20 protein-coding genes are annotated in these 22,462 nt (G+C 72.0%); 16 read left to right on the top strand and 4 right to left on the bottom strand.

What is annotated here, in order from left to right; translation table 11 throughout:
* Positions 1-55: 55 nt before the first annotated feature.
* The 4 genes from AB0N73_RS00480 to holA all read left to right on the top strand — a co-directional run bounded on the left by AB0N73_RS00480 (position 56) and on the right by holA (position 5,364).
* Positions 56-1,315 carry a hypothetical protein gene (locus AB0N73_RS00480; protein WP_363559233.1) on the top strand — a complete coding sequence of 420 codons (1,260 nt, stop codon included), beginning with the start codon at positions 56-58 and terminating at the stop codon, positions 1,313-1,315.
* 87 nt (positions 1,316-1,402) lie between these two features.
* A complete protein-coding gene (locus AB0N73_RS00485; RefSeq protein WP_363559235.1) occupies positions 1,403-1,993 on the top strand; it encodes a helix-hairpin-helix domain-containing protein in 591 nt (196 codons plus the stop codon).
* 1 nt (position 1,994) lies between these two features.
* Positions 1,995-4,328, top strand: coding sequence for a ComEC/Rec2 family competence protein (locus AB0N73_RS00490; RefSeq protein ID WP_363559237.1), 2,334 nt, complete (start codon positions 1,995-1,997; stop codon positions 4,326-4,328).
* Between the two features lie 4 nt (positions 4,329-4,332).
* Positions 4,333-5,364 (top strand): DNA polymerase III subunit delta, encoded by a 1,032-nt coding sequence (gene holA / locus AB0N73_RS00495; protein ID WP_363559239.1) that lies wholly within the window; start codon positions 4,333-4,335, stop codon positions 5,362-5,364.
* Positions 5,365-6,240: 876 nt separating this feature from the next.
* Here holA and rpsT read toward each other — a convergent pair.
* Positions 6,241-6,501, bottom strand: coding sequence for a 30S ribosomal protein S20 (gene rpsT, locus AB0N73_RS00500; RefSeq protein WP_363559241.1), 261 nt, complete (start codon positions 6,499-6,501; stop codon positions 6,241-6,243).
* Between the two features lie 118 nt (positions 6,502-6,619).
* Positions 6,620-7,357, bottom strand: coding sequence for an alpha/beta hydrolase (locus tag AB0N73_RS00505; RefSeq protein WP_363559243.1), 738 nt, complete (start codon positions 7,355-7,357; stop codon positions 6,620-6,622).
* A 56-nt stretch (positions 7,358-7,413) separates the two neighbouring features.
* Between AB0N73_RS00505 and lepA the strand changes: the two genes are divergently transcribed.
* The 3 genes from lepA to hemW all read left to right on the top strand — a co-directional run bounded on the left by lepA (position 7,414) and on the right by hemW (position 11,203).
* The gene (lepA, locus tag AB0N73_RS00510; RefSeq protein ID WP_363559245.1) at positions 7,414-9,264 is read left to right on the top strand and encodes a translation elongation factor 4; all 1,851 of its coding nucleotides are present in this window, start codon (positions 7,414-7,416) and stop codon (positions 9,262-9,264) included.
* Between the two features lie 74 nt (positions 9,265-9,338).
* A complete protein-coding gene (locus AB0N73_RS00515; protein WP_363559247.1) occupies positions 9,339-9,989 on the top strand; it encodes a DUF1990 family protein in 651 nt (216 codons plus the stop codon).
* Positions 9,989-11,203: a radical SAM family heme chaperone HemW gene (hemW, locus tag AB0N73_RS00520; RefSeq protein ID WP_363559249.1), complete on the top strand. Its 1,215-nt coding sequence runs from the start codon at positions 9,989-9,991 to the stop codon at positions 11,201-11,203. The genes AB0N73_RS00515 and hemW overlap by 1 nt, the downstream gene beginning before the upstream one ends.
* Here the strand turns inward: hemW and AB0N73_RS00525 are convergent.
* Complete coding sequence (locus AB0N73_RS00525) at positions 11,193-12,617, bottom strand: carboxylesterase family protein (RefSeq protein ID WP_363559251.1); 1,425 nt, start codon at positions 12,615-12,617, stop codon at positions 11,193-11,195. The two genes, hemW and AB0N73_RS00525, sit on opposite strands and share 11 nt — an antisense overlap.
* A 105-nt stretch (positions 12,618-12,722) precedes the next feature.
* Between AB0N73_RS00525 and hrcA the strand changes: the two genes are divergently transcribed.
* The 9 genes from hrcA to leuA all read left to right on the top strand — a co-directional run bounded on the left by hrcA (position 12,723) and on the right by leuA (position 21,681).
* Positions 12,723-13,760 (top strand): heat-inducible transcriptional repressor HrcA, encoded by a 1,038-nt coding sequence (gene hrcA, locus AB0N73_RS00530; protein ID WP_363559253.1) that lies wholly within the window; start codon positions 12,723-12,725, stop codon positions 13,758-13,760.
* Positions 13,761-13,805: 45 nt separating this feature from the next.
* Positions 13,806-14,924 (top strand): molecular chaperone DnaJ, encoded by a 1,119-nt coding sequence (gene dnaJ, locus AB0N73_RS00535; RefSeq protein ID WP_363559255.1) that lies wholly within the window; start codon positions 13,806-13,808, stop codon positions 14,922-14,924.
* Positions 14,925-14,927: 3 nt separating this feature from the next.
* Positions 14,928-15,671 carry a 16S rRNA (uracil(1498)-N(3))-methyltransferase gene (locus tag AB0N73_RS00540; protein WP_363559257.1) on the top strand — a complete coding sequence of 248 codons (744 nt, stop codon included), beginning with the start codon at positions 14,928-14,930 and terminating at the stop codon, positions 15,669-15,671.
* Positions 15,672-15,694: 23 nt separating this feature from the next.
* Entirely contained in the window at positions 15,695-16,042 is a 348-nt protein-coding gene (locus tag AB0N73_RS00545; RefSeq protein ID WP_363559259.1) for an HIT domain-containing protein, read from the top strand.
* Positions 16,035-17,105: a PhoH family protein gene (locus AB0N73_RS00550; protein WP_363559261.1), complete on the top strand. Its 1,071-nt coding sequence runs from the start codon at positions 16,035-16,037 to the stop codon at positions 17,103-17,105. Before AB0N73_RS00545 ends, AB0N73_RS00550 begins: the two co-directional genes overlap by 8 nt.
* A complete protein-coding gene (gene ybeY / locus AB0N73_RS00555) occupies positions 17,102-17,578 on the top strand; it encodes an rRNA maturation RNase YbeY (protein ID WP_363559263.1) in 477 nt (158 codons plus the stop codon). Before AB0N73_RS00550 ends, ybeY begins: the two co-directional genes overlap by 4 nt.
* Positions 17,575-18,891: a hemolysin family protein gene (locus AB0N73_RS00560; RefSeq protein WP_363559265.1), complete on the top strand. Its 1,317-nt coding sequence runs from the start codon at positions 17,575-17,577 to the stop codon at positions 18,889-18,891. The genes ybeY and AB0N73_RS00560 overlap by 4 nt, the downstream gene beginning before the upstream one ends.
* Positions 18,888-19,796 (top strand): GTPase Era, encoded by a 909-nt coding sequence (gene era, locus AB0N73_RS00565; RefSeq protein ID WP_363559267.1) that lies wholly within the window; start codon positions 18,888-18,890, stop codon positions 19,794-19,796. Before AB0N73_RS00560 ends, era begins: the two co-directional genes overlap by 4 nt.
* A gap of 130 nt (positions 19,797-19,926) precedes the next feature.
* Positions 19,927-21,681 (top strand): 2-isopropylmalate synthase, encoded by a 1,755-nt coding sequence (gene leuA / locus AB0N73_RS00570; protein ID WP_363559269.1) that lies wholly within the window; start codon positions 19,927-19,929, stop codon positions 21,679-21,681.
* Positions 21,682-21,754: 73 nt separating this feature from the next.
* On the opposite strand, the gene AB0N73_RS00575 is transcribed toward leuA, so the two are convergent.
* Positions 21,755-22,459 (bottom strand): TRIC cation channel family protein, encoded by a 705-nt coding sequence (locus AB0N73_RS00575; protein ID WP_363559271.1) that lies wholly within the window; start codon positions 22,457-22,459, stop codon positions 21,755-21,757.
* Positions 22,460-22,462 lie beyond the last annotated feature (3 nt).

Consider the following 22,462-nt stretch of genomic DNA (forward strand, 5'->3'; position numbering starts at 1 on the left):
CGCGATGACGCATCGCGGGGGTCCTTCGTCGCGACGGCATCGATACGCTGACACGATGGCGACGAGAGGACGGTGGCGCGCTCTCGCGGCGATCGTGCTGGCCGGGGCGCTGATCCTCACCGGCTGCAGCGGGGATGGGGCGCGCGAGGACTTCGCGGCGACCTTCGGCGACGATGCGACGATCGCCGGCATCGAGCTCAGCACGGCGGACAACATGCCCTTCACCGGCGGCGTGAGCGCCGAGGTGCGGGCGCAGGCGGGAGCCACCGACGCGCAGCTGCGTGCGCTGACCGACCGGCTCAGCGCGTTCGCGCACGACCGAGCCGACACCGACGTGCGCATCACCCTGGTGGCGGATGAGGCGACCGTTCCGGTCTTCGCCGACGCGGGGCTCAGCGCGCGGGTGCTCGCCCGCGCCCAGAGCCTGCGCGCGGACGAGCGGGTCGCATCCGTCGCCCTCACCTCCCGTCCGGGTGAGGACCGGGTGAGCGGGGTGAGCGTGGGGCTCACCGGTGATGATGGCGCCGAGGCCTTCGCGCTCGCGCGGAGCCTGCCCGAGGTGCTCGCCGACGTGACGCGCAGCGGCCGGCTGCACCTCACGGTCCGCGGCGCCGATGAGGCGGTGCGGATCCAGGGCGACGCGGGCGCGTGGATCGACGACGCCGAGAGGGCATGGACGGCGGTCGCGGGCGCCGTTCCCACGACCGGCCTCCATGCCGAGCCGGAGCGGCTCGAGGTCACGCTCGCACGCGAGGTCGATGTCGCCGCCGCGGCGGCCGCCGCATCCGCCGCCCCGGGCGCGCCGGCCGTGGTGTTCGCGAGTCCGCTCGTCGATCTCGGCGCGGGCGCCTCGGGCGACGCGGCCCGAGCGTTGCTTGCCGCGCTCGACGACGCCCGCCTCTCCGAGGTGCGCACGCTCTGGACCGACGACGGCAGCATCGATCTCACCGTCGATTCGCCGGCACGGGCGGCGTCGCTCGCCCAGGCCGTGTCGGCGCGCCCCGAGGCGTCGGCCTTCGCCGCGATCACGGTGACGGCGGGCGCCGCCGACGACGTCGCGCTGCGCGTCACGGCCGCTCCGCCGCTGATCGGCGACCGCGTCGCGGCGGCCGCCGCCGCGCTGCGCGACACGGGGGCGGTCTCCCTCGTGAGCGCACCCCGCGCGGTCACGCTCACGGTCGCCGGTGACGCGAGCGACGAGATGCTCGAGGAAGACCTGGCCGTTCTCCGCGGCCTCCAGGACGACGGAGCCCGCCTCTGCGCGAACCGCGCCGACGGCACCGGGGTGTGCGTCGCCGGCGCCCCTCCCACCTGATCTCCCCACCGCTCCGGCAGGCGCGATACGCCCACACCGTGCCGCGCGACGCGCGTCCCGCCTCCGCGTGCCTCCTAGCGTGAGCGGGTGATCTCACCGCCGCCCGACCGGCCTCGGCGCGTCCGCTGGGGCGTCGGGGCGATCGTCGTGGTCGGGCTCGGGATCGTCGCCGTCACGGTGGCGGTGGGCCTCATCCGCTCGGCGGCGATCACGCCAGAGCCGGTGCCGGCGGCATCCGTCGTCGCCGGGGTGGATGCGGCGGAGACCGGCGTGTACGTGCATGTGGCGGGCGCGGTCGCCATGCCCGGCCTCTATCTGCTCCCGACCGGCGCGCGCGTGTTCGACGCGGTATCGGCGGCGGGAGGGCTGAGCGACACGGCGGATGCGGCCGCGGTGAACCTCGCGCGGCCGGTGACCGACGGCGAGCAGCTGCACGTGCCGGCGATCGGCGAGACGGCGGCGGCGCCGCCGGGCGAGCGCACGGACGGCAAGATCGACCTGAACGCCGCCGACCTCGCGCAGCTCGACGAACTGCCCCGGATCGGACCGGCCATCGCGCAGCGCATCATCGACTGGCGCGAGCAGAACGGGCGCTTCACGAGCGTCGACGACCTCCTGGCGGTACCCGGCATCGGCGAGAAGCTCATCGCCGGGTTGCGCGACCTGGTCACGGTGTGAGGTGGACCCGCGCGCGTGGCGGCTCGTCCCCGCCGCCCTCGGCACCGGGGCGACGGCGATCGCGCTGACGATCGTGCCCTCGCTCGCCGCGGGCGCGGCCTGGCTGCTGGGCGGCGCGGCGCTCGTGTGCGCGGTGCTGACCTTCGGCACCCGCGCGTCCCGCCTCCTCGTCCTTGCCGCGGTCGCGCTGCTGTTCGCGACGGTCGCCGCCGCCACCGTCGCGGGTGAGCAGCCGGTACGGGCGATGACGGCGTCGGCGGCGGATGGTCGAGCGCTCACGCTGGAGGTGCGGGTGACCGGCAAGGCGGAGCCCACCGTGCGGGGCGCGCGGGTCGATGCGGTCGTCGAGACGCTCCGGGTCGGCGATGACGCACTGCCGGGCGGCGCACCCGTGACCCTGCTGCTCGAGACGGTGCCGCCGCAGGCCGCGCCGGGCGCGCGCTGGGGGTTCATCGCTACGGCGTTCCCCGCGGATGCGGGGGAGCGCGCGGTCCTCGTGGTGCGCCCCGCCGGCGACATCGCCGTCCTCGCCGCGCCGACCGGTGTCGAAGCGGCATCCGCGTGGCTGCGCGAGCGTCTCGCGGCCGCGACGGACGGGCTGCCGCAACCCGGGGCAGGACTCGTGCCCGGACTCGCCGTCGGCGACACCGCGGCGGTCGACGCCGACCTGGACGCCGCCATGCGCACCTCCGGTCTCACGCACCTGACCGCGGTGTCGGGGGCGAACTGCGCCATCGTCGTCGGCCTGGCCTTCCTCGGCGCCGCGGCCGTCGGCGCCGGGCGTGCGCTCCGGGTGGCCGCGGGGCTCGCGGCGCTGGTGGGCTTCGTCGTGCTGGTCACGCCGGAGCCCAGCGTCATCCGCGCGGCCACCATGTCGGCCGTCGCGATGCTGGCGCTCCTGCTGGGCCGTCGCGGCGCGGGGCTCTCGGTGCTCTCGCTCGCCGTCGCGCTGCTCCTGGCGCTCGATCCGTGGCTCGCCCTCTCGCTCGGCTTCGCGCTGTCGGTGGCGGCGACCGGTGCGCTGCTGGTGCTCGCGCCGCCGCTCGCGCGCGGATTGGCGCGGGCGATGCCGCATCCGCTCGCGGTGATGCTCGCCGTGCCGCTGTCTGCGCAGCTGGTGTGCGGGCCGCTCATCGTGCTTGTCAGCCCCGGCGTCGCGGTCTACGGGGTCGTCGCGAACCTGCTGGCGGCGCCCGCCGCGCCGGCCGCCACCGTGCTGGGCCTTGCCGCCTGCCTCCTCGCGCCGGTGCCGCTGCTGCAGGCCGGGCTCGTCGGACTCGCGTGGATTCCCGCGGCCTGGATCGCCGCCACCGCCCATGCCACCGCGGCGCTGCCCGGCAGCACGCTGCCGTGGGTCGAGGGCTGGGGCGGCGTCGTCGCGCTGGCCGCCGCGGGCGCGGTGCTCGTCGTGCTGCTCGTCTCCACCGGGCGTGGGCGCCGGAGCCGCGCGCTTCGGTGGGCCGCGGGGATCGCCTCTGGCATCGGCGGAGCGCTGGCGATCGGCACCCTGCTGGTCTCGTCCGTCGTCGTGCCGCTCACCACGCCCCGAGAGTGGCGGATCGCGCTGTGCGACGTCGGGCAGGGGGACGCGGTCCTACTGCGCTCGGCCGGCGCCGTCATGCTGATCGACACCGGACCGTCGCCGGAGCCGGTCGCCGCGTGCCTGGCTCGACTCGGGATCGACCGGATCGACGTGCTCGTTCTCACCCACTTCGATCTCGACCACGTGGGCGGCGTCGGGGCGATCGCGGGGCGGGTGGGCGTGCTGCTCCACGGGCCCGCCGATGAGGACGGCACCCGCCGCATCCGGCAGGTGAGTGCCGAGCAGACGCATCAGGTGGCCGCGGGCGCCTCGGGTCGGCTGGGCGACGCGCGGTGGCGCGTGGTGTGGCCGGCGCCGGAGGACACCGTCGCGGGCAACGATGCGAGTGTGGTGATCGAGGTCTCGGGCGGCGGGGTGCCGCGCAGCATCCTGCTCGGCGACCTCGGAGCCGAGGCGCAGCAGCGGCTCCGCGCCGGCGGCATGGTGCGTGGTCCGTACGACGTGGTGAAGTTCGCCCATCACGGTTCGGCCGATCAGGATCCGGGCCTCTACCGGCTCATCGCCGCGCGACTGGCCCTCATCCCGGTCGGCGAGGACAACGACTACGGGCATCCGCGTGCCGACGCGCTCGCGCTGCTGGGCGCGGGCGGCACGCAGGTGGCGCGCAGCGACCAGGACGGGCTGATCCTGGTGGGTCTGGATGCCGGTGTGCCGACGCTCTGGCGCGAGCGCGCCCCGCCCGAGGGTCGCCGGCGACGCGCGCGCCCGTGTCGTCCGCGCTGGATAGGCTGAGACGGTGGCAGCCCGACGTCCTTCCGCACCCCGCAGTGCGATCCCGCAGCAGTCCTGGCGTACGCCGACGCCCGCGCCGATCGTTCTCGTCTCGGGGCCGGAGGAGGTCTGTGCCGAGCGCGCCACCGCGCGGCTGCGCGAGTACCTGCGTGCCGAGGACCCGAGTCTCGAGATCTCCGACATCGACGCCTCGGACTACGCGGCGGGCACGCTGCTCGCGGTGAGCGCCCCCTCGCTCTTCGGCGAACCGCGTCTGGTGCGCATCCGCAGCGTGGAGAAGTGCTCCGATGCGTTCCTCGCGGAGGCCCTCTCCTACCTGCAGGCTCCGCAGGAGGGAGCGACCGTGGTGCTGCGGCACACCGGCGCCAGCGTGCGGGGTAAGAAGCTCCTCGAAGCGATCCGCGCCGGGCAGGGCGGGGGAGCCGAGGTCGCCTGCCCCGCCATCAAGCGCGACTCCGACCGCTACGACTTCGCGGCGGGCGAGTTCCGTGAGGCGCAGCGACGCATCGTGCCGGGGGCGCTGCGCGCGCTCGTCGGCGCGTTCGCCGATGACCTCACCGAGCTCGCCGCCGCCTGTCAGCAGCTGATCTCGGATGTCGAGGGCGACATCACCGAGCCCATCGTCGAGCGCTACTACGGCGGTCGGGTCGAGACGTCCGCGTTCACGGTCGCCGACACGGCGATCGCCGGTCGGTACGGCGACGCCCTGCTCACCCTCCGCCAGGCGCTCGCCTCGGGCGCCGACCCGGTGCCCATGGTCGCGGCGTTCGCGATGAAGCTGCGCACCATGGCGCGCGTGGCGGGAAGCCGCGGCGAGTCATCGGCGGCCGTCGCCTCGCGCCTGGGCATGAAGGACTGGCAGGTCGACCGTGCCCGCCGCGATCTCGCCGGCGGCTGGACGCAGGACTCGCTGGGGCTCGCGATCCAGGCGACGGCGCGTGCCGACGCCGACGTCAAGGGCGGCTCGCGCGACGCGGTCTTCGCGCTCGAGCGCCTCGTGACCGTCATCTCGACCCGCGCCCCCTACGGCGCCTGACGCGCTCGCGCCACAGCCCCGCCTCCCCGCATCCCCCGCCCGTCACGTCCTCCCGGCGCCCGACATCGCGCCGAGTGCACGACCTAGCGCCGAGTGCACGGCGTAGCACCGAGTGCACGGCCTAGCGTCGCGCGGAAGTCGTGCACTCGGCGGTAAGCCGTGCTCTCGGCATCCGGCCTTGCGCGGCGGTGTGGGCCTCGTGGTGCACCTCGTGCGGCCTGTCGTATCCGCCGAGTGCACGACATCGCGCCGAGTGCACGACCTAGCTACGCGCGGAAGCCGTGCGATCGACGGTAAGTCGTGCGCTCGGCATCCGGGATTGGCGTTCCACCGAGGTGCGCACCTGGTTGTGCGCCGCATGCGGCCTGTCGTATCCGCCGAGTGCACGACATCGCGCCGAGTGCACGACGTCGTGTCGCGCGGAGCCCGTGCACTCGGCGGTAAGCCGTGCACTCGGCATCCCGCGTTCCGCCGCGGTGTGCGCCTCGTGGTTGCACCTCGTGCGGCCTGTCGTATCCGCCGAGCGCACGACATCGCGCCGAGTGCACGACGTCGCGTCGCGCGGAGCCCGTGCGCCCGGCGGTAACCCGTGCGCTCGGCATCCCGCGTTCCACCTAGGTATGGGCCCCGGTTGTGCGCTGCGTGCGGCCTGTCGTATCCGCCGAGTGCACGACATCGCGCCGAGTGCACGACCTAGCTACGCGCGGAAGTCGTGCGCTCGGCGGTAAGCCGTGCACTCGCGAAGGGGGCTGCGGGGCGGAGCCTGGGGGATGAGGGACGCCCCCGCAACGACGCCCCGCAACGACGCCCTCGGGATACCCCGCAAACGACGAAGCCCCCGTCGAGAACGACGGGGGCTTCGGACGTGAGGACTGCTCAGAGAGCGGCGACCTGCTTGGCGATGGCCGACTTGCGGTTCGCTGCCTGGTTCTTGTGGATGACGCCCTTGCTGACGGCCTTGTCGAGCTTCTTGGTCGCGAGGACTAGGGCCTTCTCGGCGTTCGCCTTGTCACCCGAGACCGCAGCCTCGCGGGCGCGACGCACAGCGGTACGCAGCTCGCTCTTCACGGCCTTGTTGCGCTCGTGCGCCTTGTCGTTGGTCTTGTTGCGCTTGATCTGCGACTTGATGTTTGCCACGTGTCGTATGACTTTCGTTTCGGAGTCTGCTCGGATAGTGCCGGTCGGCGGTAGAGGGGCGCGTTCCGGCGGTCGTGCGGGACGGGAAAATCCCACACGCGCAAGCCAAACACTGAGCCTACCAGACGGGCCGGGGCGCGTCCGCCTCGAGTGTGGCGATCGCGAGCGCGATGACGGCGTCGAACACCTCGGGGCGCATCGCCGAGACGAGGTGACTCGTGCGGGGGAAGACGATCAGCTCGGCGTGCGGTGCGATCCGCAGGAACGTCCTCTCTCCGACGCGCAGCTGGTCGAACTGCCCGTTGACGAACCACAGCGGCACGTGGATGCGGGCGAGCGCTGTCAGTACGTCGATCCCGGCCAGCTGGGCGAGGGCGCCGTCCTGTGCGTCGAGCGCATAGCCGCCCGCGCCGAAATCCTCGCGCGTGTGCTCGGGGAGGGTGCGGGCGAGCACCTGCTTCGTCATCCACATGCCGCGATCCGGCAGCGCGTCGAAGCCGCGCGCCAGGGTGCGGTACATCGCCAGGCCCGCGCCGCGCGGGACGGCCGTGCACGACGCGGCGATGAACCCGGCGACCGGGGGAGCGTCCGTGCGGCCGACGTACTCGGTGCACAGGAGCCCGCCCATGGAGTGCCCGACGAGGAGCACGGGACCGCGCTCGGCGGCGGAGCGCACCGCGCGATCGATCGTCGCGAAGGCCTCCTCGAGGGTGAAGGGCTCGGACATCCGCGTGCCGTGCCCCGGCAGATCGACGGCCTCGACGGGCACTCCGCGCTCGGCGAGGGTCACGCATTGCGCGCGCCACATGCTCGCCGATGTGCGGATACCGTGCACCAACACCACCTGCACCGTCATGGTCCCAGGGTAGGCGGGCGGTGCGCGGGCTCGCCTCCCCGTAGAATCAAGGGGACATGTCACCGCGCGCCCTACAGCCACTGCAGCCGAGTGCGACCCCGCCCGAGCTGATCCGCAACTTCTGCATCATCGCCCACATCGACCACGGCAAGTCGACGCTGGCCGATCGCATGCTGCAGATCACCGGCGTCGTCGCCGACCGCGACATGCGCGCGCAGTATCTCGACCGCATGGACATCGAGCGCGAGCGCGGCATCACGATCAAGAGCCAGGCCGTGCGGATGCCGTGGGGCGGGGCCGACGGCGCCTACGCCCTGAACATGATCGACACGCCCGGTCACGTGGACTTCACCTACGAGGTGAGCCGCTCGCTCGCCGCCTGCGAGGGCGCGATCCTCCTCGTCGACGCCGCGCAGGGCATCGAGGCCCAGACGCTGGCCAACCTGTACCTCGCGCTCGAGAACGATCTGCACATCATCCCGGTGCTCAACAAGATCGACCTCCCGGCGGCCGACCCGGAGAAGTTCGCCGCCGAGCTCGCCGGCCTCATCGGCGGCTCGCCCGATGATGTGCTGCGCGTCAGCGGCAAGACCGGCCAGGGCGTCGAGGAGCTGCTCGACCGGATCGTCGAGCAGATCCCCGCGCCGCGGGGCGACGCCGACGCGCCGGCGCGCGCGATGATCTTCGACTCCGTCTACGACGCGTACCGCGGCGTCGTCACCTACGTCCGCATGGTCGACGGAAAGCTGGAGCCGCGCGAGCGCATCCAGATGATGTCGACCAAGGCCACGCACGAACTGCTCGAGATCGGCGTGTCGAGCCCGGAGCCGACGCCGACCAAGGGCCTCGGCGTCGGCGAGGTGGGCTACCTGATCACCGGTGTGAAGGACGTGCGCCAGTCCAAGGTCGGCGACACCATCACCAACGCCCGCAAGCCCGCCACGGACGCCCTCGCCGGCTACACCGACCCGAAGCCCATGGTCTTCTCGGGGATCTACCCGATCGACGGCAGCGACTACGGCGACCTGCGCGAAGCGCTCGACAAGCTCAAGCTGTCGGATGCGTCGCTGCAGTACGAGCCCGAGACGTCCGTCGCGCTCGGCTTCGGCTTCCGATGCGGATTCCTGGGGCTGCTGCACCTCGAGATCATCACCGAGCGCCTCTCGCGCGAGTTCGATCTCGACCTGATCACGACCGCGCCGAGCGTGATCTACGAGGTCACGACGGATGTGGGCGAGACCGTCACCGTCACCAACCCCAGCGAGTACCCGGACGGCCGGGTCGCCTCGGTCGCCGAGCCCATGGTGAAGGCCGCGATCCTGACGCCTAAGGACTACGTCGGCACCGTCATGGAGCTGTGCCAGTCGCGACGAGGGTCGCTGATCGGCATGGAGTACTTCAGCGAGGACCGCGTCGAGATCCGCTACAACATGCCGCTGGGTGAGATCGTCTTCGACTTCTTCGATCAGCTGAAGAGCCGCACGCAGGGCTACGCCAGCCTCGACTACGAGCCCTCCGGCCAGCAGGTGTCGGATCTCGTGAAGGTCGACATCCTGTTGCAGGGCGAGAAGGTCGACGCGTTCAGCGCGATCGTCCACCGCGACAAGGCCTACGCCTACGGCACCCTCATGACCGAGCGGCTGCGCAAGCTCATCCCGCGCCAGCAGTTCGAGGTGCCCATCCAGGCCGCGATCGGTGCGCGCATCATCGCGCGCGAGAGCATCCGCGCGATCCGCAAGGACGTGCTCGCCAAGTGCTACGGCGGTGACATCACCCGCAAGCGCAAGCTCCTCGAGAAGCAGAAAGAGGGCAAGAAGCGCATGAAGATGGTGGGACGCGTCGAGGTGCCGCAGGAGGCGTTCATCGCCGCCCTGTCGGGCGACGTGGAGACCAAAGACAAGAAGTGATGATCGCCGCGGGCGATCCACCGGCTGGACGGCAGCTGGGTGGTCGGCGGCGGCACGACGGTTAGGGTGGGCACATGCGCCGCGGAACCTTCCGGGACGAGACCGTCGATTACGCCGCCGTCGGTGCGACACAGGCCCCGGACCTCATGCAGTACCCGCCCGAGCGGAGTATCCCCGCTCAGGAGTCATGGAAGCTCGGCAGCGGCGAAGAGCGATTCCGCTCCGCCGGTGCCGACCTCCTGGCCTGGCGTGCGCTGCGCGACGGCGGCCTGTCGATGGGCGAGGTGCGTCCCGCATCCGATCCCGGGTATTCCGGGGTCAGCTTCGACGAGGAGGGGCAGCCGATCGCGCCGAGCCGCCTCGACGCCGACCAGCGTTTCGACGCGGACGGCACGCCGTACGTCGGCGCCGGATCCACCGTCCGCATCCACGGCCGCGTGTCGGGTCTGCGTGTGGACGCCGAGCTGCGCGTGATCTTCGTCGTGGAGGAGAAGCGACGGATCGGGTTCGCGCTCGGGACGGTCGGTGAGTCGGTCGTGAGCGGCGAGGAGTCGTTCATCATCGAGTGGCGCGCCGACGATGAGGTCTGGTTCACGGTGCGCGCGTTCGACCGCCCGGTGGCCCTGCTCTACCGGATGCTGCCCGTGCTCGTGCGGCGCCGGCGCCGCGAGCTGTTCGGCCGCTACCTGCGGGCGATCTCCCCGATGTACCTGTCGTCCACCTGATGTCGCCCTCCGTGCTGCCCGACGGCGACCCGGTGCCGGCGGACGGCGCTCTGCCCGCGGGGATCGTGCCGGCGGCCGACCGTGATTTCGGCGTCTACATCCACGTGCCCTACTGCCGCGTGCGGTGCGGCTACTGCGACTTCAACACCTACACCGCCGACGAGCTGCGCGGTCACCGACGCGACGACTATCCGGATGCCGTCGCGCAGGAGATCGCGCTCGCGCAGCGCGTGCTCGAGGCCGCACCGCGCCCCGCCCAGACGGTGTTCTTCGGCGGCGGGACGCCGACCCTCCTGTCGACCGATGCGCTCGGCGGGATGCTGTCGGCCGTCCGTGACACGTTCGGCATCGCCCCGGGCGCCGAGGTGACCGTGGAGGCGAACCCGGATTCGGTGACGCCCGAGTCGCTCGCACGGCTGGCCGCGGCGGGGGTCACCCGCGTCTCGATCGGCATGCAGTCCGTCGTGCCGCACGTGCTGGCCGCGCTCGATCGCACGCACGACCCGGCGAACGTCGCCACCGCGGTCGCCGGTGCGCGCGCGGCGGGACTGGATGTGAGCGTCGACCTCATCTACGGCGCCCCGGGGGAGTCGCTCGAGGACTGGCGGGCGTCGGTGACGGCCGCGCTCGCTCTCGAACCCGATCACCTCTCGGCGTACGCGCTGATCATCGAGGACGGCACGAAGCTGGCGCGCCGCATCCGCGCGGGCGAGGTCGCGGCCCCCGATGACGATCTGCAGGCCGAGATGTACGAGCTCGTCGACGATCTGACGGCGGCGGCGGGGTACGACTGGTACGAGGTGTCCAACTGGTCGCGCGGCGGCGCACACCGCTCGCGGCACAACCTCGCCTACTGGCGGGGCACGGACTGGTGGGGGTTCGGTCCGGGCGCCCACAGCCACGTCGGCGGCGTGCGGTGGTGGAACGTGAAGCATCCCGCCGCGTACGCGCAGCGACTTTCGCAGGGGATCTCGCCCGCGGCCGCACGCGAGATCCCGGATGAGGAGGCGCGTCTGCTGGAGCGCATCCTGCTGGAGTCGCGCATCCGTGAGGGCCTGCCCCTCGACGCCGTCCCGGCGCGTCAGCGGGGAGCGGCGGCGGGACTCATCGCGGACGGGTTGATCGAGGGGGCGGATGCCGTGCGCGGCCGGGTCGTACTGACCCGTCGCGGGCGCCTGCTGGCCGATGCGGTGGTGCGCGCCCTCACCGAGTGAGCGGGTTGAGGGTCGCGAGAGCCGCCGCGCGGGGCAGCGCGACGTCGTCCGTGACCACGTCGTAGCGACGCACGAGGCCGTCGTCGCGGAACGACGGCCAGGGAGCGCGGCCGTCGCGCGCGAACGCGACCCAGTCGGCGTGCATCCGCGCCGCGAGGGCGGCGGGCGCCGTGGGACCGGCCATCGCATCGGCGGCGTCGTCGCCCAACCCGTCGAACACGAAGCCGATCTCGAGCGCGTGCGCGGCGCGAAGATCGCGGACGGGGCTCGGCCAGGCGAACTCGTAGACGTGCGTTGCCGCCGCGCGGTGTCGCGCGAGCTCGACGGCGGGGGCGCGCAGGATGTTGTCGGTCAGGACCTGGCCCAGCAGCTCGCCCGCTCCGCCGTCCGGGACGTCGGCGCGGTAGGCGCGCCAGAGCCCGCGGGGCAGCCGCATCCCCACCGACGCCACGCTGAAGGTCAGACGCGAGATCTTGGCCAGCTGCTCGGGGGTGTACCAGAGGCGGTACTCGTCGGTGTTCGTGCCGATGATCAGCGGGATGCCGAGGTCGCGCAGCCCGGTGCGCGGCGAGGCCGGCAGTTGCGCGCCGTCGACCGACATCGTGTAGCCGGGGGAGCTGCGCAGCAGCGTGCCGCCCGCGGCGAGCGTGTCGCGCGCGGCGACGAGCTCCGCCGGAGGCACGCGGCGGAAGGCTGCGGCCGTGGGCGAGATCCGCAGTTCCCGTGCGACGGCGCGCGTCACCCGGCCGGCTCGCTCGGGAGTGGTGGCATCGAGCGGTCCCGACTGCACGATGCCGCCGGCGACGACCGCACGGATGTCGGGACGGGTGAGGAGGGCGGCGACGAGCGCGCCGCCCGCCGACTCGCCGAACAGGGTCACGCGGGCGGGGTCGCCACCGAACGCGGCGATGTTCTCGTGCACCCAATGCACGGCCGCCGCCGCGTCGGCCAGACCGACGTTCTGCGGCGCGTCCTCGAAGACCGAGAACCCTTCGGCACCCAGGCGGTAGTTGATCGAGACGAAGACGACGCCGTCCCGCGCGAACGACGAACCGTCGTACGCCGCGAGGGCGGACGCGCCGCGTTCGAGCGCTCCGCCGTGGATCCAGACCATCACGGGGGCGTCCTGGGCGTCGACCGGCGTCCACACGTTGAGCGTGAGGACGTCGTCGCCGTCGATGCGGATGGAGGGGAGGAGGCGCCCGATCGCCGCGGGGTAGGGCGACTGCGCGGCGGTCGCACCGAACGCCGTCGCCTCGCGCACACCGGACCAGGGCTCTGCCGGCTCCGGCAGCGCGAAACGGCGCGCCCCCACGGGAGCCGCGGCGTACGGGATCCCCAGGAAGCGCCGTGCCGTCGCGTCGGCGGAGCCCGCGAGGACCCCGGCGCGGGTCTCGATGGTGGTGTTCGTCATGGTGGGCCTCCCGGATCCGATCCTAGGTTCCCGCTCCCGACGACCGGTCGGGCGAGCGCGCTAGAATTGGCACTCACGGATCCGGAGTGCCAGAGGGGAGTGCGCATGGTCAGCGAGCGCGGACTGGACGTCCTGCGGGCGATCGTCGAGGACTACGTCGCGACGCGCGAGCCCGTCGGCAGCAAGTCGATCGTCGAGAAGCACTCGTTCGGCGTCTCGGCGGCGACGATCCGCAACGACATGGCGATGCTCGAGGACGAAGAGCTGATCGCCGCGCCGCACACCTCGTCCGGTCGCGTCCCGACCGACAAGGGCTACCGGGTCTTCGTGAACCACCTGGCGGAGCTCCGACCGCTGACCGGGGCGCAGCGCAGCGCGATCGGCACGTTCCTGGCGGGCCCGGCCGACCTCGACGACCTGTTGGCACGCACCGTGCGCGCCCTCACCCAGCTCACCGGCCAGGTCGCCCTGGTGCAGTACCCCTCGTTCGAGCGCGCCAACATCACCCACGTCGAACTCGTGCACCTGGGCGGGGCACGCCTCGTGGTGATCCTCGTGACCGACACCGGCCGGGTCTCGCAGCGCTTGGCGTTCGCGCCCGAAGAGCTGAACGACGCGGATGTGGTGCAGTTGCGCGCGCGGGTGTCGGCGCTGGTCACCGGGCAGTCGGTGCGCGAGGGCAGCAAGCGCGTCGGCGAGGCGCTCGCGGATCCTCCCGCCGAGCCGCGATCGGCCGCCGCCCACCAGGCGATCCTGCGCGCGGTCGGCGAGGAGCTCGACGAGTTCCGCCAGGACCGGCTGGTCATGGCGGGCACCGCGACGCTCGCCCGCGCCGAAGGCGACTTCCGCGGGAGCATCTACCCGCTGCTCGAGGCGATCGAGGAGCAGGTGACGCTGCTGCGGTTGATGGGCGAGATGGTGACCGATGAGCAGGGGCTCTCGGCATCCATCGGACGCGAGAACGAGCCGTTCGGCCTGATCGAGGCATCGGTTCTGGCCAGCGACTACGAGACCACAGGGGGGCAGGCGCGCGTGGGCGTGCTCGGCCCCACTCGAATGGACTATTCGAGCAACCTGACCGCGGTACGCGCCGTCGCGCGCTACCTCAGCCGGTTGCTCGATGAGGACGACCGGGCGCGCTGAGCGCGTCCGACACGATCTCCGCGATTCGCGGACGGGAAGGCGAAAGTGGCTGACCACTACGAAGTACTCGGCGTGTCGCGCGACGCGTCGCAGGACGACATCAAGAAGGCGTACCGCCGGCTGGCGCGCCAGCTCCACCCGGACGTCAACCCCGGTGACGACGCGGCCGAGCGGTTCAAGCTCGTCACCCACGCCTACGACGTGCTGAGCGACGCCGAGCAGCGCCGCCGCTACGACATGGGCGATTCGGGCGGCTTCGGCGGCGGGGGAGCCGCGGGTTTCGGCGGCTTCGGCGACATCTTCGACACCTTCTTCGGCGGCGGCGGGGGAGGCGGGGCGCGCACGCGTCCGCGCTCCCGCGCCGAACGCGGGCAGGACGCGCTCGTGCGCGTCACGCTCGACCTCGGCGAGGTCGTCTTCGGGGCGCACCGCGACCTCGAGGTCGACACGGCCGTCATCTGCGAGACGTGCGAGGGCGGATGCTGCCAGCCCGGCACGTCGCCTGTGACGTGCGACATCTGCCACGGGTCCGGCCACGTGCAGCGCACGGTGCGCAGCCTCATCGGCAACGTCGTCACCAACCAGCCGTGCGCCACCTGCCAGGGTCACGGCACCACCATCCCCTACCCCTGCGCCACGTGCCAGGGCCAGGGGCGCGTGCGCGCGCGTCGCACGGTCTCGGTCGACATCCCCGCCGGCGTCGAGACGGGGCTGCGGCTGCAGCTCCCGGGTTCCGGCGAGGTCGGACCCGCCGGCGGCCCCAACGGCGACCTGTACCTCGAGGTCACCGTCGAACCGCACGACATCTTCAGCCGCGACGGCGACGACCTGCTCGCGACGCTCGACGTGTCGATGACGGACGCCATCCTCGGCACGACCACGACGATCGACGCCCTCGACGGCCCGGTCGATCTGGAGCTGCGCGCCGGGGTGCAGGCGGGCGACGTCCTGACCATCAAGGGCCGCGGCATCACGCCGCTGCGCGGTCACCAGCGCGGCGACCTCCGCGTCGGCGTGCACGTCGTCACCCCGACGCGCCTCGACCACAAGGAGCGGGCGCTGATCGAGGAGTTCGCCAAGAAGACGAAGGCCCCCGCGCCCCATCTCGCCGAGTTCCAGCAGGGCCTGTTCGCGAAGCTCCGCGACCGCTTCCGGAACGGATGATCCGTGGCGCTGCACTTCCTCCTCGACGACGCCGCTGACGCGGTGCCCGGCGGGCTCGTCGTCCTCACCGGCGCCGAGGCCCACCACGCGGCGACGGTGCGCCGCGTGCGCGTGGGCGAGGACGTCACGGTCGGCGACGGCCGTGGGGTGTGGGCGCGCGGCGTCTGCGAGACCGTCGCGCCGCGCGAGGTGACGGTGCGGATCGCCGAACGCGACGACGTGCCGCCCGCCTCGCCCCGTGTCGTGCTGGCGCAGGCGCTGGCCAAGGGCGATCGCGACGAGCTCGCCGTCCAGGCGGCGACGGAGCTCGGCGTCGCCGCCGTCATCCCCTGGCAGGCGACGCGGAGCGTGTCGCGGTGGGATGCGGCGAAGACCGCGAAGGGGCGCGCCCGGTGGGCGGGCATCGTGCGGGAGGCCGCCAAGCAGGCCCACCGCGCCTGGGTGCCGGATGTCGAGGACGCGCTCAGCACAGCGGCGCTCGCCCGGCGGATCGATGGCGTCGCGGCCCTCGTGCTCGAGCCGACGGCGCAGGAGCGGCTCACCGCCCGCGTCCGCGAGCTCGCCGCCGCGGGCGCGACCGAGATCGTGCTGATCGTGGGCCCCGAGGGCGGCATCGACCCGGCCGAGATCGCGACGCTCGTCGCCGCCGGTGCCCGCGCGGTCCGGATGGGCGACAGCGTGCTGCGCACCTCCACCGCCGGCCCCGCCGCGATCGCCGCCCTCGACGTGGCACTCGGACGGTGGTGACGGGGCGCGGATAGACTGGGGGGATGAGTGAGCCCTCCGTTTTCACGCGCATCCTGAACGGCGAGATCCCCGCCGAGATCGTCGCGCAGACCGACAGGGCCTTCGTCATCCGCGACATCGCGCCGCAGGCCCCGGTGCACCTGCTCGTCATCCCGAAGACGGCCGACTACCGCGACGTCGTCGAGCTCGCCGCCGGCGACCCGGGACTCCTGGCCGAGATCGTCGAGCTCGCGGGGGCCGTCGCCGCCGAGCACGCCGACGGCGACTTCCGCCTCGTCTTCAACACCGGCGCCGACGCGGGGCAGACCGTCTTCCACGTGCACGCGCACGTCCTGGCCGGCGGCCTCACCGAAGGGACGACACATGGCTGAGCCGCAGGACGACCAGGCCGTCGAGACGCTGCTCGCCGACGGCATCGCGATGGTGCAGCTGCTGGGTCCGCAGGACCGGCTGCTGCGCGTCGTCGAGAAGGAGCACCCGGACGTCGACGTGCACGTCCGCGGCAACGAGATCACCCTCTCCGGCGGTGCCGCCGAGGTGGCCGCCGCCAAGCGGCTCGTCGAAGAGCTGCTGGTCATGACGCGCCGCGGCCAGGACCTCGCCCCGACCGATGTGAGCGCCTCCCGCCGCATCCTCGACACCGCGACGGGACTGACCCCTTCGGAAGTCATGGGGGAGGCGATCCTGTCGTCGCGCGGCAAGGTCATCCGCCCCAAGACGCTCGGGCAGAAGGCCTATGTCGACGCGATCGACGAGAACACGATCGTCTTCGGCATCGGTCCCGCCGGTACCGGCAAGACGTACCTCGCGATGGCCAAGGCCGTGCAGGCGCTCCAGCGCAAAGAGGTCAGCCGCATCATCCTGAGCCGCCCGGCGATCGAGGCGGGAGAGCGACTGGGGTTCCTGCCCGGGTCGCTGACCGACAAGATCGATCCCTACCTGCGCCCGCTCTACGACGCGCTCAACGAGATGCTGGACCCCGAGCTCGTGCCCAAGCTCATGGCGAGCGGCACGATCGAGGTGGCCCCGCTCGCGTACATGCGCGGACGCACCCTCAACGACTCGTTCGTCGTGCTCGACGAGGCCCAGAACACCACGCCCGAGCAGATGAAGATGTTCCTCACGCGCCTGGGGTTCGGCACGCGCATGGTCGTCACGGGCGACATCACGCAGATCGACCTCCCCCAGGGAGCCTCTGGCCTGCGCCTGGTCACCCGCGTGCTGAAGGACATCGACGACATCCACTTCTCCACGCTGACGAGCGACGACGTGGTGCGCCACACGCTCGTGGGCCGCATCGTCGACGCGTACACCGAGTTCGACGAGCGGCGGCTGGCGGGGCGGCGCGAGCGCGACGAAGCCACCGAGTTCGCGAATCGCGCCGAGCGGCGCGGCGGAGCGCGGGATCACCTACCGAAGCGAGGGCGGCCATGACGATCGAGATCAGCAACGAGTCGGGCGTCGATATCGACGAGACCGTCCTGCTGCGGCTCATGGAGAGCAACTTCGCCGAGCTGCACGTGAGCCCCGACGCCGACGTGGCGATCCTGCTCGTCGACGAGGGCGCCATGGAGGCGCTGCACGTGCAGTGGATGGATGAGCCCGGTCCCACCGACGTGCTGAGCTTCCCGATGGACGAGCTGCGCCCCGGCACCGAGGACGTCCCGACGCCTCCCGGGCTGCTCGGCGACATCGTGCTCTGCCCGCAGGTCGCCGAGACCCAGGCCCGTGAGGCGACGCCGCCGCACTCGACGCGCGACGAGCTCGTCATGCTCACCACCCACGGTCTGCTGCACCTGCTCGGCTTCGATCACGCCGAGCCCGAGGATGCCGCCGAGATGTTCGGTCTCCAGCGGGATCTGGTCGTGTCGTTCGCCGTCGCCGAGCGGCGCCGGTCCCGCGGATGACCGCCGCGCTCCTTCTTCTCGCCGCGGTCCTGCTGATCGCGTTCGGCGCCCTGATGGCGGCCATCGACGCCGCCTTCGGCGTCACGTCCCGCCAGGACCTCCTCGAGATGGCGGCCACGGGGCGCAACGCCGAGCAGATCGGCCGCGTCGCGGTCGACCCCGAGGCGCACGCCAACGCGGTGGTGTTCATCCGCGTGCTGGCCGAGACGGCGGCCGCGGTGCTCGTGACCGCGGCCTTCATGCTGATGTTCGACAGCATCTGGTGGGCGATCCTGGCCGCGGTCGTGCTCATGACCGGCATGTCGTTCGTCGCGGTCGGCATCAGCCCGCGCTCGGTGGGGCGTCGTCACGCGCAGGGGCTCCTGCGCGCGGCCGCGCCCACGATCCGCGGGGTCCGGATCCTCCTGGGCCCGCTCGCGCACGGCTTGGTGGCCCTCAGCAGTCGCGTGACCCCCGGCGGCGCCCGCGGCGCCTCGTTCGACTCCGAGGAGCAGCTGCTCAGCATGGTCGACGAGGCCGCCATGCACGACCTCATCGAAGAGGACGACCGCGAGCTCATCCACTCGGTCTTCGAGTTCACCGGCACCTACGTCCGTGCCGTCATGGTGCCGCGCACCGACATCGTCACCCTCGGCGCCGACGACAGTGCCCGCACGGCGCTCACGCTCTTCCTCGACCGGGGTGTCTCGCGCGTCCCCGTCCTCACCGAGGACGGCGAGGACGTGTCCGGCATCCTCTATCTCAAGGACCTCGTGCGCGCGGCGTTCGGCGACGAGGAGGCGTGGGCGCACCGATCGGCCGCCGACATCGCCCGTCCGCCGGTCTTCGTGCCGGAGTCGATGCGTGCCGAAGCGCTGCTGCAGCAGATGCAGCGCGACGCCGTCCACGTCTGCATGGTCGTCGACGAGTACGGCGGGATCGCCGGCCTCGTGACCCTCGAGGACCTCATCGAAGAGCTCGTCGGCGAGATCGTCGACGAGTACGACGCGCCGACCGGCGAGATCGTCGAGTTGGAGCCCGGACGCTTCCGGGTCAGCTCGCGCCTCGGTCTCGACGAGGTGGGCGACCTGTTCGGGCTCGAGCTCGACGACGAGGATGTGGATTCCGTCGGCGGGCTGCTCGGCAAGGTGATCGGCCGCGTGCCCCAGCCCGGCGACACGGTGCAGCACGAGGGACTCGTCTTCACCGGAGGCTCCTCGCGGGGACGCGGGCGGGGTCTCGCGACGATCCTCGTCGAGCGCGCACCGTCCGACGACACGACCAACGCACCGGGGACGGGCGAGATCGCCGTCACGGTCAGAGGAGAACGATGACTGAGCACACCGAGAACGACTTCCACAGCGGATTCGTCACCTTCGTCGGCCGGCCCAACGTGGGCAAGTCGACGCTGACGAATGCGCTGGTGGGCGAGAAGATCGCCATCACGAGCGAGAAGCCCCAGACCACGCGGCGAGCGATCCGGGGCATCGTCAACCGCCCGGCGGGTCAGCTGGTCGTCGTCGACACTCCCGGCATCCACCGACCCCGGACCCTTCTGGGCCAGCGCCTGAACGACCTCGTCGAGGACGTGCTCGGCGACGTCGACGTGATCGCGTTCTGCGCGCCCGCGAACGAGAAGGTCGGCCCCGGCGATCGCCGCATCGCGGAGTCGCTCAGCGGCTACGCCCGCGCGCGCAAGGTCGCCATCGTGACGAAGACGGATGTCGCCTCGCGCGAGCAGATCACCGAACGCCTCATCGAGGTCGACGCTCTCCGCGAGGACTGGGCAGCGGTCATCCCGCTCTCGGCGCTCACCGGCGACCAGCTGGGCGTGCTCTCGGACGAGCTGCTGGCGCTCATGCCCATCGGGCCGGCGCTCTACGACGACGACGTCACGACCGACGAGAGCACCGAGGACCGGATCGCCGAGATCATCCGCGAGGCGGCGCTCGGCGACGCCCGCGAGGAGCTGCCGCACTCGATCGCGGTCACGGTGCAGGACATGTCCGAGCGCGAGGACTCCGACCTCACCGACATCTTCGCCGACATCATCGTCGAGCGGGACAGCCAGAAGGCCATCATCATCGGCCGGCGCGGTTCGCGCCTGCGGGATGTGGGCGCCACCGCCCGCGCCGACATCGAGGCGCTCCTCGGCCGGCGCGTCTTCCTGTCGCTCCACGTGAAGGTCGCCAAGGAGTGGCAGCGCGATCCGAAGCAGCTCGGGCGTCTGGGATTCTGAGCGGGTGTAGGCTGTCCGCATGCGCGCCGGCACGCTCCTTCTCCTTAGCTGCCGCGACGAGACCTCGATCTAGGGCCTTTCTCGTCGCGGAGCTCGTCGTCGGCCCGCCACTATGACGAGAGAAAGTGCCATGGAGAACACGCAGAAGTCCTCGGCCATGCCGATCCACAAGTACCGCCCGTTCCACGAGCAGATCCGGGTGGACCTGCCCGACCGCACGTGGCCGGATGCCCGCATCACGGCGGCACCGCGCTGGTGCGCGGTCGACCTGCGCGACGGCAACCAGGCGCTCATCGACCCGATGAGCCCCGAACGCAAGCGCGTGATGTTCGACCTGCTGGTCTCGATGGGCTACAAGGAGATCGAGGTCGGCTTCCCGAGCGCCAGCCAGACGGACTTCGACTTCGTGCGGCACCTCATCGAAGACGGCGTGATCCCCGACGACGTCACCATCCAGGTGCTGACCCAGGCGCGCGAGCACCTGATCGCCCGCACCTACGAGTCGATCGCCGGTGCCAAGCGCGCCATCGTGCACCTCTACAACTCGACGAGCGTGCTGCAGCGCGAGGTCGTCTTCCGCACCGACAGGCAGGGCATCATCGACATCGCGCTCGAGGGTGCGCGGCTGTGCCGCCAGTACGAGAAGACGATCCCCGAGACGGCCGTCTACTACGAGTACTCGCCCGAGAGCTACACCGGCACCGAGCTCGAGTTCGCGGTCGACATCTGCAACCAGGTGCTGGAGGTGCTCGAGCCGACGCCCGAGCGCAAGGTCATCATCAACCTGCCGGCCACGGTCGAGATGGCGACCCCGAACGTCTACGCCGATTCGATCGAGTGGATGAGCCGCAACCTCGCCCACCGCGAGAACGTCATCCTGTCGCTGCACCCGCACAACGACCGCGGCACGGCCATCGCGGCGGCGGAGCTCGGCTACATGGCCGGGGCCGACCGCATCGAGGGCTGCCTCTTCGGCAACGGCGAGCGCACCGGCAACGTCGACCTGGTGGCGTTGGGCATCAACATGCTCACGCAGGGCGTCGACCCGCAGATCGACTTCTCCGACATCGACAACATCAAGCGCACCGCCGAGTACTGCAATCAGCTGCCGGTGCCCGAGCGCAGCCCCTGGGCCGGCGATCTCGTCTTCACCGCGTTCAGCGGGTCGCACCAGGACGCCATCAAGAAGGGCTTCGAGGCGATGGAGACCCGTGCCGCGGCGGCCGGTGTCACGGTCGACGAGGTCGAGTGGGCCGTGCCGTATCTGCCGATCGACCCGAAGGACCTCGGGCGCTCCTACGAGGCCGTCATCCGCGTGAACTCGCAGTCCGGCAAGGGCGGCGTCGCGTATCTGCTCAAGAGCGACCACGCGCTCGACCTGCCTCGGAAGCTGCAGATCGAGTTCTCCGGCGTCGTGCAGGCCAAGACCGACGCCGAGGGCGGCGAGGTCACCAGCGACCAGATCTGGTCGGTCTTCACCGACGAGTACCTGCCCGCCGACGACGACGCGAACCGCTGGGGTCGGTTCGAACTCATGGGAACCCGCACCTCGAGCGATCTGTCGGGCGATGTCGAGCTCACCGTGCGCCTGCGCGACGGCGACGAGGTCGAGGACGCGACGGGGCACGGCAACGGACCCATCGCGGCCTTCCTCGAGGTCGTGCGCTCCCGCGGATTCGACATCTCGCTCTACGACTACGTCGAGCACACCATGAGCGCCGGCGGCGACGCGCAGGCGGCGGCCTACGTCGAGCTGCAGGTCGAAGGTCAGCGGCTCTGGGGCGTCGGCATCGACGGCGACATCTCCACCGCGAGCCTCAAGGCCATCGTCTCCGGTGTGAACCGCGCCATCCGCACGCGTCAGCGCGAGCTCGCCGCGGTCTGACCGACGCGCGTCCCGCGGCGTCCGCCCCTGCCTGGCCTCGTGCCGGCGGCAGGGCGGGCGCCGCGGTCCCGTGTCACGCCTCGGGCTCGGCGGACGGTCGCACGATCGGGATCGCCGCGGTCTCGACGGCGACCTTGCGGCGGTAGAGCATGCGCTGCTCGGGCAACGACACGTCGAAGACGACCGCGAGGATGCGGATGGTGGTCGTGACGACGACGCCGATGATGGCCGCCAGCACCAGGTCGACGCCGAACGCGTCGAGCGCGGCCAACACGGCGCATCCCGCGAGGGCGGCCACACCGTAGAGCGATGAGACGTGCATGATCGCGACGGGCAGTCCCATGATGATGTCGCGCAGGATGCCGCCGCCCACGGCAGCGCACACGCCCACGAAGATGGCGGGGACGACGGGGAGCCCCAGGACGAGCGCCTTGCTGGTGCCGAATGCCCCGAAGAGACCGATCACGAGGGCATCCAGTCCCACGATCACGTTGTTGAGCCGGGCGAACAGCCCCGCGAGCAGCATGCCGACCAGCGCCGCGGCGGTCGCCGTCAGCAGGTACCAGTTGCTCTGCAGCGTGCTCGGGGCGACGCCGAGCAGCAGATCGCGGATGAGGCCGCCGCCCATGCCCATGACGATGCCGATGATGGCCACGCCGAGCATGTCGAGGCGGCGTTGGCCGCGGAAGCCCGAGGCGAACAGGGCGCCCTGCACCCCGCCGAGCGCGACGGCGGTCAGGTCTGCCCACAACGGGATCACGAAGAGCGGCTCGGTCACACA

The organism is Microbacterium sp. NPDC089189 (assembly GCF_040685095.1).
Lineage (GTDB): Bacteria > Actinomycetota > Actinomycetes > Actinomycetales > Microbacteriaceae > Microbacterium.